We start from the raw sequence: 17026 nt of genomic DNA on the forward strand, positions 1-17026 counted from the left end.
AAATCCTAGCGTTTTTTAGTCCTAGTCTTTTATTTCTAGCTTTTCTGGGGGGGGGGTTACTTATAAGCCTACCCTAAACCTTTTAAAATCCCCAAAATCTCTCGCTTTTTTTAAATCCCTCTTTTTTGGAGTTAGGTCATGAAAAAAGATAGAGAAAAAAAACAAAAATACAACAACATTACAGACGCAACCATCATGGGTTCAACTGGCGAAGAAAGTGCACTTCATGCTAGTGCCAATAGAGAGCATTTTTCTGCCTTTGATAGATTAGAAGAGATCTCAAAAAGGAAGGTAAACCCTAACTATATTAAACAAAATATCAACCAACAGGCGGGGTATTCTGCTGAAATCAAAGAGCAAGCCCATGTTAATGCGCATAATATCCTTGCAGGAAAAAGAGAAAGGATAGTGCAGTATGACAATCTTTCTAGTGGGCAAAAGGCTCAGATTAAGAATCTTTGCCCAAACTATGCCACGCCCAGTAAGAACCACGAAATCGTGGATTATATCAGTGTGGATGAAAAGGGGAATGTCATTCCTGGCACGCTCACGCAGCATCTCGCATCAAGCAGGAATGAACGCCGCACAAAGTCTTATTATTAAAAAAAGGGGTTTTAGTTATTCTATTTTATGATAAAACTCATTCTCTTAAGGGGATAGGGGTATTTTGAAATAATTCCCCCTACAACCCCCAACTAAAAACCCCTAATTCAAGAAGACCGCTTTTTAGAGCTATCACTTGACTAGCATCAAGCTCTTTACTATTGATTGTAAAAAATGCTAATAACTTTTTAAATTTGGTTATTGATACCCTATAAAAACAAACCCTATTTCACCAATGTGTTCTATAGATTATAAGCAATAATTAATTGAAGCATAAAAAATCTATAAGTTTGACTTCTTACAAAAAATTTATTATAATAGACAGCATATTACTCAACTAGGGCATTCTTTCTTTAATCCTGTAACCCTAGTTGTCCACATAAAAAGGATAAAAATTATGAACCATACACAAAAAACAGCAATTTTCGTTGATTTTGAAAATTTGAGAGTAGGTGTTTTTAACAAAACATGGAAAAAGAAAAGACTCTTTTTTGATTACAACAATAATCCACAGAAAGTTGTAGATTTTTGTAATTTATGTGTTTTTGACAGTTACCATGATAAAGACTTGTTAAATCTATATAGAATATTCTTTTACACAGCAAAACCACTAGATAGCCATTCTAAAAAGAAAGATATACTGAATTTTTTGTCAACACTAGAATGTTTAAATCATACTGCTTTGAGACTTGGGAAACTTGTTAAGCGTGGTGATGTGGAAGTTCAAAAACAAGTAGATATGCTCCTTGGGATAGACATGCTAGAAATTTCCTTAAAACATTTTGTAGAAAAAGTAGTTTTAATAGGATATGACTCTGATATGTCTCCGGCTTTAAAATTGGCTAGAACAAATGGAATTCAAACAGAAATTATCCTTTTTGAAGATCTCGAACAAAAAATAGAAAGTAGCCTTACTAAACATTGTGATTTTATCAAAAAAGTAAGAATAGAAAATATATATAATAAATTAGGCATTAAAAACGACAATATTAATTAATAGGTGTTCAGAATAAGGTTATAGGAGTTTAAAACTCCTATTTTACTATATTGGTAATAACTTCTATATTATTTTTGCAATGTTTTAATCTTAATTCTTCGAATAAATCTTTCAAAAGGTGCTTTATCATCGCTCTTATAGAAAACATTGAACTCATCATAAAGTTACTTGACCATACTGTTTATGTTATACTCCATGTTCCTGGCATGGTTGTATTTTTTATTGTTCCACAAACACCGCATCAACCAAGTCTGCTATAAAGCGTTCTTCATCAAAAGCGATCAAATCGTCTTCTTTTTCGCCCATTCCTAAATAAAGAATGGGTAATTTCAACTCATACAGCACGCTTAAAATCGCTCCGCCCTTAGAAGTGCCATCAAGCTTAGTCATGATCACGCCGTCTAACGCCAAAGTCTCATGGAAAATCTTGGCTTGCGTTAGCCCAGAACTCCCTTGCGTACCGTCTAAAATAAGGAATTTATAAAAGGGGGCGTCTTTTAAAACTTTAGAGCAGGTGCGAGCGATTTTAGAAAGCTCGTTTTTAAGGTTGGTTTGGTTGTGCAGCCTCCCGGCGGTGTCTATAAAAACTTCATCTATATTTTTAGCAATCGCGCTTTCTATGGTGTTGTAAGCTAGAGAGCTTGGATCGCTCCCTTCTTTAGCGCTAATGACTTGAATGTTAAGCTTTTCACCCCATAATTGCAGCTGTTTGACTGCGGCCGCTCTAAAAGTATCGCCTGCCCCTAAAAGCGCTTTTTTATGCTGTTTTAAAGAGAGTTTGGCTAATTTAGCGATCGTTGTGGTTTTACCCGCCCCATTAACCCCCACGATTAAGTGCACTAAGGGTTTTGTGGTGATAGTTTTTAGGCGGGTTTTATCATAATAGCTTTCCCCTCGCACAAAACGCAACAAAGCGACTTCTAATTGCTTGGGCGTAATTAAATCGCCTAAATGCTTTAATAGGCTCTCTATCAAATCGTATTGGATGTCAAAGCCAATCAAAATTTCTTCTAATTCCTCTTTAGGGATACTTTCACGCTTTTTTTCTTTCTCTTCGCCCTTAATCTTATTGACAATTTTTTTGAAAAAATTAAACATGGTTTTTTAATCCTTTAAATGGGAAATATCAAATTGGAGCATTTCTGCTGGCACAATCCCCTGATACATTTTAATCAATTGGTGTTTGTCATATAAGAGCATGTTAAAAGAATGGTTTAAAGCGTCATGGTTTAAATGATCAAAAAGAGCGGTATCTTTAGGGTTTAAAATCATCAAATCAGTTTGAGAAGGCGCAATAAAGTCTTTGATTGCATCGCTTGAATAGGGTTTATTGAGTAAAATAAGCACCCTCAAACGATCTTTAAAAGTTTTTTTTAAGATGTTAAAGGTGGGAGAGTAATTTTTTAAAAAATCGTCTAAAGCGCTTAAAACTAATAGGGTAGGGGTGTTGGAATCCGGGCTGATGTTTAGGGAATCTAAATCGCCTGTAATCGTGTATTCTTGGTTATTCAAATCCATAGCGGTGTAGGTTTTAGGGCTATCTTGTTGGGTGGTATTGTTTTGAGAATCTTGAGATTTTTGAGAATTTTTACAAGCGCTAAAACCCAACAAAACGATAAAAACCAGCGCGATAAAACGCAAAAAATAAGCCTTAATTCTCATTATAAACACATCCTTAAGAATAATAAAATGGTAACTAATAACCTAAAATTATACTATAATGTAAGTCTAAAATTTAAGGATTATAACCATTAAAACGATTTTTAGAGATTTTTGTAAAGAACGCTTGAAAAGGGCTAAAGCAAAAAATAAAGTCAGGGATAAATTGGCTTGCAAGCTTTTGTTTTGGAAACTCAAAGATTATCAAAATATTTTATTGTATAGCCCATTAGGGCATGAGCTTGACATTAGGCCTTTGATTTTGAAGTTAAGACAAAAAAATAAGCGCGTGTGGTTGCCTAAAAGCATCAAAAAAGGCACTGATTTTTCTAAAGAGGGTTTTACTATCTCGCCCTTTAGGTTGCCCTTAAAGCGTTTGGGGTGGTTTGATGAGCCGAGTTTATCGCGTTGTTATAAGCGGGAATTAGATTGCATTGTCGTGCCGATTTTAGGAATGGATACAAGCTTTAGGCGCGTGGGTTTTGGGCTAGGCATGTATGATAGGAGTTTGCCAAAATTGCTCAAAAAGCAACTAAAACGCCCCTTAATCGTGTTTGTGAGTAGGGAGTTAGCGATCGCTAATGGTATCCTTACAGACGCTTATGACATTGAAGCGAATCTTTACATGAATGCTCGTATCGTTATGAAGAATGATAAAAGGAAACATTATGAGCAGCGGGTTAATTTACATTTCATTAGAAGTTTTGGTAGCGTGTTTGATCACCGCTCTAGTCATGTATTATGTGATGAAAAAGATCTATTATGCTAGAGGGCAAGCCATTTTAAAAGGCGCTTCAGCTAAAGCCAAATTAATGGAGTTTCAAGCGAAATCTTTTGTGGAAGCTGAAGAGATGCGCATGAAAAGCCAAGAATGCAAGTTGCAACAGCAATATGAAAATAAGAATTTGCAACTCCAAACCCATTTTGATAAAAAAGAAGCGCATTTGAAGCATTTAGAAGCGCAACACAAAGAATTTGTAAGAGATGAAAAACGCTATTTGGAAAAGGAAAAAAAAGAGCTTGAAAAAGAACGCCAAATTTTAGAACAAGAAAAAGAAAATTTTAAAAAACAGCGCGCTATTTGTAAAGAAGCTCAAGCCAAAGCGCTAGACGCAATGCTCAATTACATGGCTTATACCAAAGATGAAATTAAAAGCATGATCTTAGAGCAATTAGAAGAAGAATTAGAAGCGCAAAAAAGCGCCTTAATTAGGCGTTATGAAAAAGAAGCCAAAGAAGAGGGCAAGAAAAAATCGTATGCCATTTTAGCGGAAGCGACAGCCCGTTTTGCGGGCGATTATGCGACAGAGAATTTAACAAGCCGTATCGCTTTGCCTTGCTCAGATTATGTGGGTCGTGTGATAGGAAAAGACGGGAAAAACATTGAAGCGTTTAAAAAGATTAGTGGGGTGGATATAGAATTTAGCGAAGATAGCAGCGAATTGTGCTTGTCCAGTTTCAATATTTATCGGCGTGAAGTGGCGAGCGAGACGATTAAAATTTTAATAGAAGACGGCCGTATCCAGCCTAACAGGATTGAAGAGGTTTATCACAGAGTCGCACGCAACATGGAAAAAGAACTGCTTTTTGAAGGAGAGAGCGTGGTGCTAGAATTAGAGCTTGGGGCTATGGAAGATGAGCTTAAAATTTTAATAGGCAAAATGCGTTACCGCTCCAGTTTTGGGCAAAACGCCTTACAGCATTCTAAGGAAGTCGCTCTTTTAGCCGGCTTGATTGCAGAACAGCTTGGGGGGGATAAAAAGCTCGCTAGAAGAGCGGGTATTTTGCATGATATTGGTAAAGCGCTCACCCAAGAGCTTGGGAGAGACCATGTGAATTTAGGCGTTGAGGTGTGCAAGCGCCATAAAGAAGATCCGGTTGTGATCAATGCGATTTATGCCCACCATGGGCATGAAGAGATTTTGAGCGTGGAGTGCGCGAGCGTGTGCGCGGCTGATGCACTTTCAGCAGGGCGTCCTGGGGCTAGAAGAAAGAGCGATGAAGAATACGCTAAACGCATGCAAGCTTTAGAAGAGATCGCGCTAGAATTTGATGGGGTGGAAAAGGCGTATGCGATGGAGAGCGGGCGAGAATTAAGAGTGATTGTCAAATCCAACCAAGTTAGGGACAATCAAGTGCCTATTATTGCCAGAAAGATCGCTAAAAAGATAGAAGAGAGCGCTCAGTATGTGGGCGAAGTGGGTGTGCAAGTGGTGCGAGAAAGCCGTTTCAAAACGACCGCTACGCTCAAGCAATGATTAAGCCTTTTTCCCGCACCTTTTCCATATGCCTTTAGAAAAAACTTTATAATAGATGAATGAGCGCAAAAAAGTTTCTGATGCGATCACTACAAAAATAAATTCCACCTTAAAATGATGAATTAAAAGCAAGTAAATGGGCATGATCCTTAACCCCCATAAGCTTAGGGTGTTAATATACAGTGAGACTTTAGAAATGCCAGCCCCCCTAAAAACTCCATCTAGCACAAAATACCCAATTAAGGGGGCTTGAGAGAGACCCACAGCGATCAAATAAGATCGCGCCACTTCTAAGACTTCTTCATCTTGAGAAAAAAGGCTCGCAAATTCTTTAGCGAATAAGACTAAAACAATCCCTAAAACCCCCATTAAACCCATAGAGATTTTTAAAATCAAATGCGCGTATTCTGTGGCGATCTTTGGCTTGTTCGCCCCTAAATTTTGCCCTGTTAAAACCATCGCTGCGATCATAAATCCAAATCCGGGCATGAACGAAAAGGTTTCCACCCTAATGCCTATTTGCATGCCCGCTAACACCTTATCCCCATAGCTCGCTACAAATTTAGACAAGAGTATTAAAGAAAATAAGCTCAATAAACGCTCAAACCCGGCTGGCCAACCCACTCTAAACATGGTTTTTAAAAAAGAAAAATGAAAGGTTATTTTGAATTTTAAAGGGATTTTTTTGATTTGTATCCAAAGACTAAGCGCGAGTAATTCCCAATAAGAGACAACCACATTCGCTAAAGCAGAGCCTACAATCCCCATTTCTTTAAAACCAAAATCCCCAAAAATCAAGGCTTGATTCAAAAAAATGCATGCGATGACCATGATGATTTTGACAATAAAGGGGGTTAGGGTGTCTGAAAAACTAGCGAGCGCTGAAACTAAAACATTTTTTAAAAAAATACTCGGTAGCGCGATAACTAAGATTTCTAAATAATCTTGCGTCAATTGGCGTGAAGGATCTTGTAATTGCATCCAATTCAAAAAAGGCTCAATCAAAAAATAAGAAACCAACAGCACGCCCAAACAGATCATAAACGCCCCTATGAAAATACTTGAAAAGGCGTGATTGATTTGAGCAAAATCCCTAGCCCCCACAAGCCTAGAAAGAATAGCGTTAGTGCCGGTGTATAAAATCGTATTGATCCCATAAAAAAGCATCAAAAATTGCAAGCCTACCCCTAAAGCCACAATGTGATGGTGCGAAATCTTACCCACAAAAAAAACCGAGAGCGCGACCACCAGCACATCTAAAAAAGCATTGACCCCAGAGGGTAAGGCTAAAGAAAAGATTTTCTTAACTTGATAGATTAGCCTAATAGTAACGCTCCAACCACCCCAAAAACAATCAAAGGGAGATTATAGACTAAAAAAGTCGGCACGCATGTGTCATAGATATGATTGTGTTGGTTGTCTGCGTTAAGCCCGCAAGTAGGCCCCATGGTGCTATCGCTAGCCGGTGAGCCTGCATCGCCTAAGGCTGCGGCTATGCCGATGAGTAAAATCATAGATTCTATGCTAAAACCTAATTTCGCGCATAAAGGGACATAAAACACAGCGATAATAGGAATAGTGCCAAAAGAAGTCCCTATCCCCATAGTGATAAAAAGCCCTACAACAAGCATTAAAAAAGCCCCTAAAAACTTCCCTTGGATCACGCTTGTGATCGCATTCACTAAGCCATCTATCGCATGCACTTTTTGCAACACTTCTCCAAACCCGCTAGCCACTAGCATCACAAAAGCGATAAACGCCATCATTTTCACACTATCATCCATAAGCGAGTCGGTTTCTTTAAACTTAATACCACGCCCTAGTAAGATGATCGCTAACGCTAAAAAGGCGGCTAAGGGCATCGAATCGGTGGCTAATTGGATCACAAACGCCACGACAATCCCTATAAAAGTCAAATAGTCATGGTAGTTTAATTGAAGCGAGGCGTAATCTTCTATATTAAAAGATTTTTCTTGGTAGTGTCTGGGTTTTTTGTATAGCGTTAATACGGCTAAAAATAGCCCAACGACCATCGCTAATCCCGCTATCCACATCACTCCCGTGATTTGCGCTATGGTGGTGCTAACGCCATTGGCTTTCAATTGCTCTAAAATGGTGGTTTGAAAAATCAAGCCAAACCCTACAGGAAGCACCAAGTAGGGGGCTTGCAAGCCAAAGGTTAAAGCACAAGCGACCGCTCTTCTATCCAATTCTAGCCGGTTCATCAAATGCAAAAGAGAGGGGATTAAAATAGGGATAAAAGCGATATGCACCGGCACTAAATTCTGCGAAAAGCATGCGATGAAAGCGATCAAAAAGCAAAAAGTGGATCGCTTGTAATCCATTAAGCCTATTAATTTATTCAAAGCGACTTTAATGAGGTTGCTTTTAGCGATCGCTACCGCTAAAGCCCCTAAAAGGATGTAGCTTAAAGCGATGTTTAAATTGCCTTTCATACCGTCTATCATCGCATTAAAACTCTCTGTGATTCCAAGCCCTCCCATAAGCCCTGCTATGAGAGTCGCGCTAATCATAGAAAGCATGACATTGAGCCTTAAAAGGCTAAGAACGCACATGCAAATGATGGCCACAAAGGCAGGATTGCTCCATACAGAGCTATTTTCTAGCATTTTTGCTCCTTGTTAAAATGAAAATACCGCGCAAAAATGATAGAATTTTTGCGCTTGTTTAGCGCAAAAAATTGCATCTACCATGTTTAACCCTTTCTAACTTTAAATCTTAAATTGATTGACTGATTAAATATAGCGTTTCAACAAATCGTTATAAAAATCAATGCGCCTGTCTCTTAAAAACGGCCACATTCGGCGCACTTCTTCGGTGCGTTCTAAATCAATTTCCGCATACAAAATCTCTTCTTTATCGCTCGCTTTAGCTAAAAACTCGCCCAAAGCCCCCACCACAAAACTAGAGCCAAAAAAAGTAATGCCCCCCTTAATCGCGCCACTAGGATCTAACTCTACGCCCACTCTGTTAGTCGCAATCAAAGGCAAGCCATTAGCGATCGCATGCCCTCTTTGGATGGTCTCCCATGCGTTTTGCTGACGCTTTTTTTCTTCATTAGAATCTTCTTCTAAAAACCCTATCGCGCTAGGATAGATTAAAATTTCTGCCCCTTTTAAAGCCATGATCCTTGCTGCTTCAGGATACCACTGATCCCAGCACACCATAAGCCCTAATTTCCCCACGCTTGTAATAATAGGCTCAAAGCCCAAATCCCCCGGCGTGAAATAAAATTTTTCATAAAACCCTGGGTCATCAGGAATGTGCATTTTGCGATACACTCCAGCGATTGAGCCATCTTTTTCAAACACAACCGCGCTGTTGTGATACAACCCTTTAGCGCGTTTTTCAAATAAAGAAGCGACAAGCACCACTTGAAATTTTTGAGCTAAAGCGCTAAAAAAAGCCTTATCTTCTTCAAAATACTCGCCCAAATCAAAAAATTTAGGGTTTTCGCTTTGACAAAAATAACTATAAGGGTTCAATTCTTGCAACACCACTAAATTGGTTTTAGGGTGTTTTTTTAGCGCTTGTTCAAGCAAGTTCGCTGTATGCTCTATGGTTTTTTTTCTAGAGCCGCAATAAGCATGCTGGAGGATGCTCGCACAAATCATTTTTCACTCTTCTTCATAATCAGAGTTATAGTCTTCATAATCGTCATCATCATAGACATTCTTATAATCCCCATACTCTTCATCTTCTTCTTCAAAATCTTCCAATTCGTCTTCGTAATCTTTCATTCCACTGCCTTTCGTTGTTAATATCTTATTTGATAATATCTTGCACGACTTCACTCGCTATTTGCAAACCAAAACTCGCCGTAACTGCATTAAAACTCCCAAGCTCTATGCAATGCGGGACTTCAGGGCTAAAAACCACTTTAAAATCCCCTTTAAAACGGCGTTTTTTTAAAAAATCCCTAAATTTACGCCCGAATTTATCGCCATAGCTTTCCCACACGCTCCTTACTTGGATGTGTTTAGGGTTCAAACGCTTCGCACTCCCCATAGAGCTGATAAATTTCCCGTAAGCGAAATTCTGGCATTTTATCGCCAAGCTTGTTTTAATAGGCAAATCGTCCATGCAATCTAAAATGTAATCATAATCTCTAAAATTAAATGAATTTAAAAACGCTTCATCTATGCGATAATTCAAAGCTTGAATGCCCTTATAGAGATCCTGCAACACCAACACTTTAGATTCTCCTATCCTTTCTGAGCCAATCTGGCGGTTTTGATTGGTAACATCAAACACGTCCTTATCAATAATAGTGATTTGCCCTATCCCCACACGATACAAAGCGTCTAGTGCAAAGCCCCCAACGCCCCCCACACCACAGATTAAAACCCTTTGTTGGCGGATTTTTTCAAAATCGTTTTTAAACAACCACCTTATGCGCGTGAATCTATCTATGGGTTCAGACAATCTTTAGCCTTCAATAAAAATAGTGCTTTTATTGTATCGTAGTTTAAAAAATCTAAGACAAAAATTTTTGAATCTTCTTAGCCTTATGCATTTGCGATTGCAGTTCTTCTTTTTCTTTTTCTAATAGTTCAATGCTTTGGGCTATCATTTCCTTAAGGCTTAAAAGCGTGTTTAAATCTGAGCTTTTTATTTGCTCTAAAGAAAGGCGCTCTATCAATGAAAAGGCGAGTTTGGAATCCTTTTTAACAAGAGCGATTTTAAAGGAATCTAATAACGCATCAGGCGAGTTCATCTGAATGGATTTCCCTCCATGCCTCTAACAACCCCCTAGCCACATTCAACACCGAATCAATCTTACTCGCATCATTTTCCACATTGGCCTGCGTTAAAACTTTGATTTGATGGGTGTATAAGCCTGTAAGATACACCGCCACTTCCCCCCCTTTTTCATAATCTAAAATATTCAACAACTCCGTGAAAATATCCGTAACCCTATTAATATAATAGATTTTTTTTTCAATGTCTTCATTTTCAATACAGCGTTTGGCTTGCGAAGAAAATCTCAAAATCCCTTCATAAAGCATTTCAATGAGTTTTGCCGGAGATTCCACACTCACTCTGTTATGCTGGTAGGCTTGATAAGCGTTAGCGTATTGCATAATGTTCCTTTATCCTTTAAAATTGATAACTCTCTGTTTTTTAATTCTTTTTAGCCGCCGCTTGATCGATCATCATTTGCACGGAATTGAATTTTTGATTCGCTTTAGAGATTTGACTATCATAAGCCGCGAAGCGCTCCGCCATGATGTTGTAGCGGGTTTTTAAAAGCTCTTGAGCGTTTTCTTTGTCTTTGGTCAGGCTTTTAGCGTCTCTGTCTAGGGAATCTTCATAAATTTTTAATTTAGCGTTCCCTCCATCTATGAGATTGGCGATGACTTGATTGAATTTAGAAAAAATGCCCTCTTGGTGGATTTCTCTGCCCCCCATATCCTTGCTATCGCTCCCATAGAAAAAATCTTGAGTCGCTTTAGGGTTAGAATTTAGCGCACTTGATAATTTAGCTTCATCCAAACTCATCACGCCCTTATCGTCTAAACTAAGCCCGTATTTCATCAAGCTTTCTACCCCATTATCCGTATGCACGCTATAAGAAAACACATTATTAAGAGAGGATCTAATGGTGCGAATATCGCCCACGCCGTTAAAAATCCCAGCGATTTTAGTGTCAGCGTCATAACGCGTGTCTTCGTCTAATTTAGGGATAAGCTCATTATAAGCTTTGACAAATTCCTTAAGGCTGTCTATAATGGCTTGATTGTCTCTGCTCACGCTGATAATAGCAGGTTTATTAGGCTCTGTGGTTTGCTCTAAAGTGATATTAACCCCGCTAATCACATCATTGACCTCATTAGTGGGGCGCGTGATGCTCACCCCATTATAAGTGAATTCTGAATCGCTCGCTTTTTGCAAATTCTTAGACATAAAAAGCGTGTTTTGTGAAGCTTCATAAGATTGCACCATGCCAGCGCTCAAACCCAAATCCTTCAAACTATTCTTGCCTAAAGCGTCTTCGCCCTTAATGGTGAGCATTCCGGTTTTAGAATTGATCACAAGCTTGCCTTCGGCGTTTTTAAACGCATTCAAGCCTTCTTTAGTGTTGATCGCCTGAATGATAGCGTCTGTGTTTTCTTCGCTGGTGTTGCTCTCTTTGGTTAAGGCTTTTAAATCCAGTTTTTGGCCATTCAAGCTAACCACCCCTTCTAATTTACCCTCTTTTATCGTGCGAGCGCTTTTTAACAAATCGCTTTCTTGGGTGGTGGTTTGCAAAAACCCAAGCTCTTTAGCCTTACTCCCTTTAATTTCAATGTTTCCCCCACGCCTGTCATTAATGATTAAAGATTCCCCCCCATGAAGAGTGTCTATGGAAATATCCCCATTAGCGATCAAGTCTTTAAAATTAGGGTCGTTTTCTAAAGCCTGCTCCATAGCCTTTTGGATCGCCGCGTTTTTTTGCTTGATAGAAGTGCTTTCAGGGAGCTCTAGCATGATAGGGACTTCATGCATGCTCCCATCAGCCCCCTTTAAATTCAAACTCACTTCACTTTTCCCGCTTCCATCAACCCCCAAAGAAAGGGCGTTTTTGTTAGTGAGCGTGGATTGGAGATGTGAGCCAAAATAGACTCGGTTGTCTTCGCCGGTGTTTTTGGTATTCACCATTAATTGGTAGGGGTCATTCCCTCCTGTTTTCATCACAATGCCCATCACTTCGCCATTGGTAGCGTCCGTGATGCTTTGAGCCACATCGCCTAAAGTCATTCCTGCTTTAATATCAACGGCGTAGTCCTTGTTTTGCGTGTAAAATTTGAGCGTGGTATCCACTTGGCTAAAAATATCATCTCTTGAAGAAAATTTCGCCCCTAATTCGTTAATATCGCCTTGCGCTAAATTTTGCACATCCACTTTAATATCTTGAATAGGCACGCCAGCCCCCACGCTCGCGCTCAACGCATCGCCTGTAACATTGCTTTTTCGGCTGATATAAGTGGAATAATCTGAAAGCGTTTTAACCGGGCCTTTTAGAGATGAAAGGAGCGTTTTAATTTCTACAAGGGCTTTTTGTTTTTCAACATTTTGCTCCATTTTCTTGTCTAAAGGGGCGATTAACGCTTTTTCATCAGCATCCTTAAGCTTGTCAATCACATCGTAATTCAAAACCTTACTGCCAAGCCCTAATGAGCTTAATGAACCTATTGCCATGTTTTACCTCTAATGTTTAGCCTCTCTTATCAAAGATAATGCCTATCACATCGCGCATTCTTTGCATAAGCTCCACGGCTTCTTTAGAGGGTATTTCTCTTATCACTTTATCCCCATTAGCGTCTTTGACTGAAACCACTAACCCTTTGATCGTATCGTTATAACTAAAATTAATATCCGTGCCAATGCGTTTCATTTCTTCATTCAGACGCTCGCTCAATAATTCTAGCTTGGGTTTGTATTGATCAGGGTCTATTGTTGTCTTAGATTCATCAATAGTGTTTATCGTATTTGTGCGACTGATCTCTTTTGTGGGGGTTGTTTGAACGCTTGTGTGAGATGTGGGAATCCCAATCCCTTGAACTTCATTGACCATAAAAACCTCCAAATTTTTCCATGCCTACAAGTATAATGATTTATTTGTTTGCATAAGCTCTTTAGCCAATATCGGCAATAAAAATGATTTGTTTAATTGCGTGCGATGAGTTCTAAGGGGTTAATGTGCTTTTCTCTCATGGTAACTTCAAAGCCCAAGCGTTGATCAATGCGCCCTAAAACATAGCCTTTTTGGATCCGCATGCCGCTTTTAATGGTGGGGGCGATTTTATCCAATTGAGAATAAATCGTGCGGATGCCGTTTTTATGCTCAATGATAACGACTTTTTTAAGCATGTTGATTTCTTTAGCGAACACGATTTTTCCGTCTAAAACATTACGCACCAAAGCGTTTGGGGTTTTTGACACTAGCGTAATAGACTCGCTAAAAATTTTTAAATTATAAACTGGGTCAATATAGGGGCCAAATTTTTGCACCACTTCATAATCGTTCAAAGGAGCGATCGTTTTTGGTCCGTTATAGCTCGTGGTGTTGATATTTTGATAAGAGCTAGCCACTTGTTTGACTTCTAAGGCTTGAGAAGATTTTTTCAAACTGACCCTCTCTTCATTTTCCCTATTTTGTTTGATGATATTCAAGCGTTTTAAAAGAGCGTTTAAATTTTGGCGCTCTTTTTCTAAAAGGGTTAATCGTTGGTTATAGATCGCATAGTCTTTTTGCATGCTCAAAATGAGCTTATTTTGTTCGGTTTGCAAGGATTTTAAGGTTATTTCACGAGTTTTTTGCTCATCTATGACAGATGAGATTTTTTGAATACTGCTTTTGACTTTTAAAGCTTGCGTATTGAGATCTTTTTCTTCTTGGCTCAATTGCGACATTTTAGACAGAGTGCTTTGGTGCAAGTTTTCAAACGCCACTTGCAAAATCACATCATTAGAAGAGGCTAAATTCTGCCCCTTTAGGGCTTGTGAAAAAAGAAAATCCTCTAAAAGCGTATCAAACACCCTCTTTTGTAAAAACGATCGTTGTTTTTGCAAATGATCTAAAGACTTGCGGTAGTTGGTTAGGACTTTTTCTTGCGCCAAACTTTCGTTACGATTTTTTTCAAGACTCTTTTTTAAGGCAACCATTTGGCGCTCCATCTCAGCTTTTTGAAGCTCTTTAGATCGGATCGCTTCACCTAAAGAACTCAAACGGCTGTTTAGTTGGTTTTTTTCTTCATGGGTTTTTTTTAAAAGGGTTTCTTTGTGCTGAATGTCTTTAGCAATATCGCTCACTTTTTGCGTGTTAGCTGATAGTAAGATGGCTAACAAAAATATTCCTAATTTATACATGTCTAGTCCTCCAAGCTACAAGTAAAACAGAAACAAATGAGACCACAAGGCTAAAAAGCAGTCCCCATAAAAAATGGTTTAAAACAAACACGCCTCCTATAATACCCAAAGTATCCATCGTTTTTTCAAAACCTTTTTGCGAAGTGATATAAAGCATGAGCATGGGGGCTAAAAAACTAGCGATTAAAGAATCCATTAAAGCTATTTTATACAAAAACCCGTTTTTAAAAGACACCGAAGCCCCTAATAAATCCATGATCTCCAACCTCTCATGGTATTGATAGATCCAGATGCGGACTTGCTTAAACATCAATAAAACCGATAAAACAAAGACCACTAACGCAAAGATATAGACCGCTGCTTTAATAAAACTCAAGAGATCATACACTTGCATGTAAGTTTTAGCAAAGACTTCAACTTTTTGAACGCCAGGGATTTTGAGCAATTTTTCTTTAATGTTTTCTAAACGCTCTTGAGTGGGGAATGTGGAAAGTTGTAAAGAATAAAAAAAGGGTAAATTCTTTCTTAATTCCTTAAGCCCGTCTGTGCCTAAAGTTTTTTGAAGAGGCTCTAAAGAATAATTAGGATCAATCTCTTTTAAAGCCGTGATTTCACTAAAATTTTGACGCAACAATTCCAAGCCTAATTTTTGCGTGCTGGCCAACACGACTGAATAATCTTCAATCAATTTTTTTTCTTTCTGTTCGATCGCTTGATTGATAAATAACACGCACTCCAAGCTAAACAATAACGCCACTAGGGGAATGATAAAGGCTAAATGCTTTTTAAGAGTATTCATAAACTTCCCCATCTTCTATGTAAAATTTTCGGTGATAAGCGCTAAAATTTTTAGGGAATTTGTGCGTAACCACCACGATCGTAGCGTTTAATTGCGTGTTCATGCCCCTTAACAAGCTCCAGATTTTATCGCTAGAATAATCGTCTAAATTCCCGGTAGGCTCATCGGCTAAAATGAGTTCAGGGCAGTTCGCCATAGCCCTAGCCATAGCCACTCGCTGTTGTTCGCCCCCACTGAGCTCTTTGGGGTAGCGGTTAGCCTTATGGCGTAAATCAATATGCCCTAAAAGTTTTTCCAGCTGCAAGTGGCATTCTTCTTTTTTAACGCCACAAATAATCATCGGTAGTTTGATGTTTTGCTCAATCGTGTAATCTTGGATCAATTTATAATCTTGGAAAACCACGCCAATATTTTTACGCAAATCCAAAATTGTCGTTTTTGAAGCGTTGTTCATGTTGATATTGCAAACTTCTAATTTACCGCTAAAAAGTTTTAAATCCCCATAAAACGATCGCAAAAGCGTGCTTTTACCGCTCCCGCTAGGCCCTGAAATGAACACAAAATCCTTCCGTTTGATGCGTAAATTAGCATGCTTGATAACCGGTTCGTTTTGCTGGTATTGTAAGCATAGATTATTCGCTACGATGATCACACTCATCCAATTCCCTTTTGGCTTAGGATATTTTGAAGCAAAAGATGCGCTTTGTGGTTGTTTAAGGTTTTTAAGGGGCTTTTATTGAGGTAAAAAATCTGATTTTCTGTTAATAAAACAAACAAACGCACAGGCCAATCAAAATCCCCCATGCTCAATTCCACTAAAAAATCCCCCTTATTCTCATAAATATTACAAACATGCACAAAATACCCCTCTTGGATGATTTTTGGGGTTTTTAAAATCGTTTTAACGCTCTTTTTACTCATTGTTATTGTATCAAAAGAAAAATCAAATGCATGGTTATCAAAAGGGGTTTCATTTAATTCTAAAGAATAAATCCTTAAATCATAAATATCTTTTTTGAGTTTATTCCAACGCGCTTCATACTTGCTGACCACCGGGATTTGAGCGTTTTTTTTGATTTCTATCTCGCATTGAAGGTTTTTTAGGGCTAATTTTAGGCTGTCTTCAAAATAAAGGCTATCATCGGTTCGTAATTCCAAAAACCCTCTAGGCTTTAAAACCCTTAAAGCTTCGTTTAAAAATTTTTCGCTTAGCACCCGGCGGTGTTTTTTCTCATTCCATGGCACAGGGAAATGCACAAAAATTTTCTCGCACTTATAATTTGGCATGCTCTCTAAAATCAAACGGCCATCGCCTTGCAAGATGTGCAGATTTTTTAAATCCAACAATTCAATTTGCTTTAACGCTTGCGCGATAGAGGGGGTGTGAATCTCTATCCCTAAGCATGTTTTAGTGGGGTTGTTTTTGGCTAATTCTATCAAATGCCTCCCGCTCCCAAAACCAATTTCGGCTAAAATAGGGGCTTGATTTTTTTGAATAAAGTCTTCAAAAGTTCCTAAATCAAGGGCTTTTTTTTGGCTCGCATGTTTAGAATTTTCTTGCAAATTATGCGAAATGACTTCAAAAGATTGCGAATAAATCCTTAAAGCTTGTTTTAAAACCTCTCTTTTTAAGGGCGTCGCTTTTTCGCTTTTGATTAAAAAATCATTCGATCGCCTGATTTTTTGCAATAAAAAAATATGATCCTTAAAACTCGCATACACACAGCTTTTAGTGGGGTGTTTTAAGCTTAAAAATTCCTTATGAAAACAAAAATCCCCCTCAATTAAGGGGTATTCTAAAGGTTTAAAATCCAGCTTGGCTAAAAAATGGGGCAT

Annotated in this window: 18 protein-coding genes and 1 pseudogene; 4 read left to right on the forward strand and 15 right to left on the reverse strand. The window is 38.5% G+C overall.

What is annotated here, in order from left to right; translation table 11 throughout:
• Positions 1-138: 138 nt before the first annotated feature.
• A pseudogene (locus HPB14_RS02845) lies at positions 139-576 on the forward strand (hypothetical protein); the annotation flags it as partial.
• A 424-nt stretch (positions 577-1000) separates the two neighbouring features.
• Positions 1001-1600, forward strand: coding sequence for an NYN domain-containing protein (locus tag HPB14_RS02850; RefSeq protein ID WP_001016948.1), 600 nt, complete (start codon positions 1001-1003; stop codon positions 1598-1600).
• Between the two features lie 219 nt (positions 1601-1819).
• Here the strand turns inward: HPB14_RS02850 and ftsY are convergent, their stop codons facing one another.
• Together ftsY and HPB14_RS02860 are read right to left on the reverse strand one after the other, a co-directional pair.
• Complete coding sequence (gene ftsY, locus HPB14_RS02855) at positions 1820-2698, reverse strand: signal recognition particle-docking protein FtsY (protein ID WP_000481593.1); 879 nt, start codon at positions 2696-2698, stop codon at positions 1820-1822.
• Between the two features lie 6 nt (positions 2699-2704).
• Positions 2705-3262, reverse strand: coding sequence for a hypothetical protein (locus HPB14_RS02860; protein ID WP_001220405.1), 558 nt, complete (start codon positions 3260-3262; stop codon positions 2705-2707).
• A 97-nt stretch (positions 3263-3359) separates the two neighbouring features.
• On the opposite strand from HPB14_RS02860, the gene HPB14_RS02865 reads away from it, so the two are divergent.
• Positions 3360-4028 (forward strand): 5-formyltetrahydrofolate cyclo-ligase, encoded by a 669-nt coding sequence (locus HPB14_RS02865; RefSeq protein WP_080011969.1) that lies wholly within the window; start codon positions 3360-3362, stop codon positions 4026-4028.
• On the forward strand, positions 4006-5517 hold the full coding sequence (gene rny, locus HPB14_RS02870; protein WP_041199476.1) for a ribonuclease Y: 1512 nt from the start codon (positions 4006-4008) through the stop codon (positions 5515-5517). Before HPB14_RS02865 ends, rny begins: the two co-directional genes overlap by 23 nt.
• Here the strand turns inward: rny and HPB14_RS02875 are convergent, their stop codons facing one another.
• The 13 genes from HPB14_RS02875 to trmB all read right to left on the reverse strand — a co-directional run bounded on the left by HPB14_RS02875 (position 5518) and on the right by trmB (position 17026).
• On the reverse strand, positions 5518-6834 hold the full coding sequence (locus HPB14_RS02875) for an MATE family efflux transporter (protein ID WP_267470966.1): 1317 nt from the start codon (positions 6832-6834) through the stop codon (positions 5518-5520). It abuts the gene before it with no gap.
• Positions 6834-8147, reverse strand: a complete 1314-nt coding sequence (locus HPB14_RS02880) for a Na+/H+ antiporter family protein (protein ID WP_000892611.1) — start codon at positions 8145-8147, stop codon at positions 6834-6836. Before HPB14_RS02880 ends, HPB14_RS02875 begins: the two co-directional genes overlap by 1 nt.
• A 126-nt stretch (positions 8148-8273) precedes the next feature.
• Entirely contained in the window at positions 8274-9152 is an 879-nt protein-coding gene (locus HPB14_RS02885) for a carbon-nitrogen hydrolase (protein ID WP_000562715.1), read from the reverse strand.
• 3 nt (positions 9153-9155) lie between these two features.
• Positions 9156-9278: a hypothetical protein gene (locus tag HPB14_RS08540; protein ID WP_000656194.1), complete on the reverse strand. Its 123-nt coding sequence runs from the start codon at positions 9276-9278 to the stop codon at positions 9156-9158.
• A gap of 25 nt (positions 9279-9303) precedes the next feature.
• Complete coding sequence (locus tag HPB14_RS02895; RefSeq protein WP_001294089.1) at positions 9304-9963, reverse strand: tRNA threonylcarbamoyladenosine dehydratase; 660 nt, start codon at positions 9961-9963, stop codon at positions 9304-9306.
• 52 nt (positions 9964-10015) lie between these two features.
• Positions 10016-10255: a hypothetical protein gene (locus HPB14_RS02900; RefSeq protein WP_001087775.1), complete on the reverse strand. Its 240-nt coding sequence runs from the start codon at positions 10253-10255 to the stop codon at positions 10016-10018.
• Complete coding sequence (gene fliS / locus HPB14_RS02905) at positions 10242-10622, reverse strand: flagellar export chaperone FliS (protein ID WP_001199084.1); 381 nt, start codon at positions 10620-10622, stop codon at positions 10242-10244. The genes HPB14_RS02900 and fliS overlap by 14 nt, the downstream gene beginning before the upstream one ends.
• Positions 10623-10662: 40 nt before the next feature.
• Positions 10663-12720, reverse strand: a complete 2058-nt coding sequence (gene fliD, locus HPB14_RS02910; protein WP_014658450.1) for a flagellar filament capping protein FliD — start codon at positions 12718-12720, stop codon at positions 10663-10665.
• 16 nt (positions 12721-12736) lie between these two features.
• Positions 12737-13096 (reverse strand): FlaG family protein, encoded by a 360-nt coding sequence (locus tag HPB14_RS02915; protein ID WP_000245957.1) that lies wholly within the window; start codon positions 13094-13096, stop codon positions 12737-12739.
• Positions 13097-13188: 92 nt separating this feature from the next.
• Positions 13189-14391 carry a murein hydrolase activator EnvC family protein gene (locus HPB14_RS02920; protein ID WP_000277254.1) on the reverse strand — a complete coding sequence of 401 codons (1203 nt, stop codon included), beginning with the start codon at positions 14389-14391 and terminating at the stop codon, positions 13189-13191.
• The gene (locus tag HPB14_RS02925) at positions 14384-15190 is read right to left on the reverse strand and encodes an FtsX-like permease family protein (protein ID WP_001094190.1); all 807 of its coding nucleotides are present in this window, start codon (positions 15188-15190) and stop codon (positions 14384-14386) included. Before HPB14_RS02925 ends, HPB14_RS02920 begins: the two co-directional genes overlap by 8 nt.
• A complete protein-coding gene (locus HPB14_RS02930; protein ID WP_000111126.1) occupies positions 15177-15848 on the reverse strand; it encodes an ABC transporter ATP-binding protein in 672 nt (223 codons plus the stop codon). The genes HPB14_RS02925 and HPB14_RS02930 overlap by 14 nt, the downstream gene beginning before the upstream one ends.
• The gene (trmB, locus tag HPB14_RS02935; RefSeq protein ID WP_001119891.1) at positions 15845-17026 is read right to left on the reverse strand and encodes a tRNA (guanosine(46)-N7)-methyltransferase TrmB; all 1182 of its coding nucleotides are present in this window, start codon (positions 17024-17026) and stop codon (positions 15845-15847) included. Before trmB ends, HPB14_RS02930 begins: the two co-directional genes overlap by 4 nt.

Origin of the sequence: Helicobacter pylori HUP-B14 (assembly GCF_000259235.1) — a bacterium.
Taxonomy (GTDB): domain Bacteria; phylum Campylobacterota; class Campylobacteria; order Campylobacterales; family Helicobacteraceae; genus Helicobacter; species Helicobacter pylori_CU.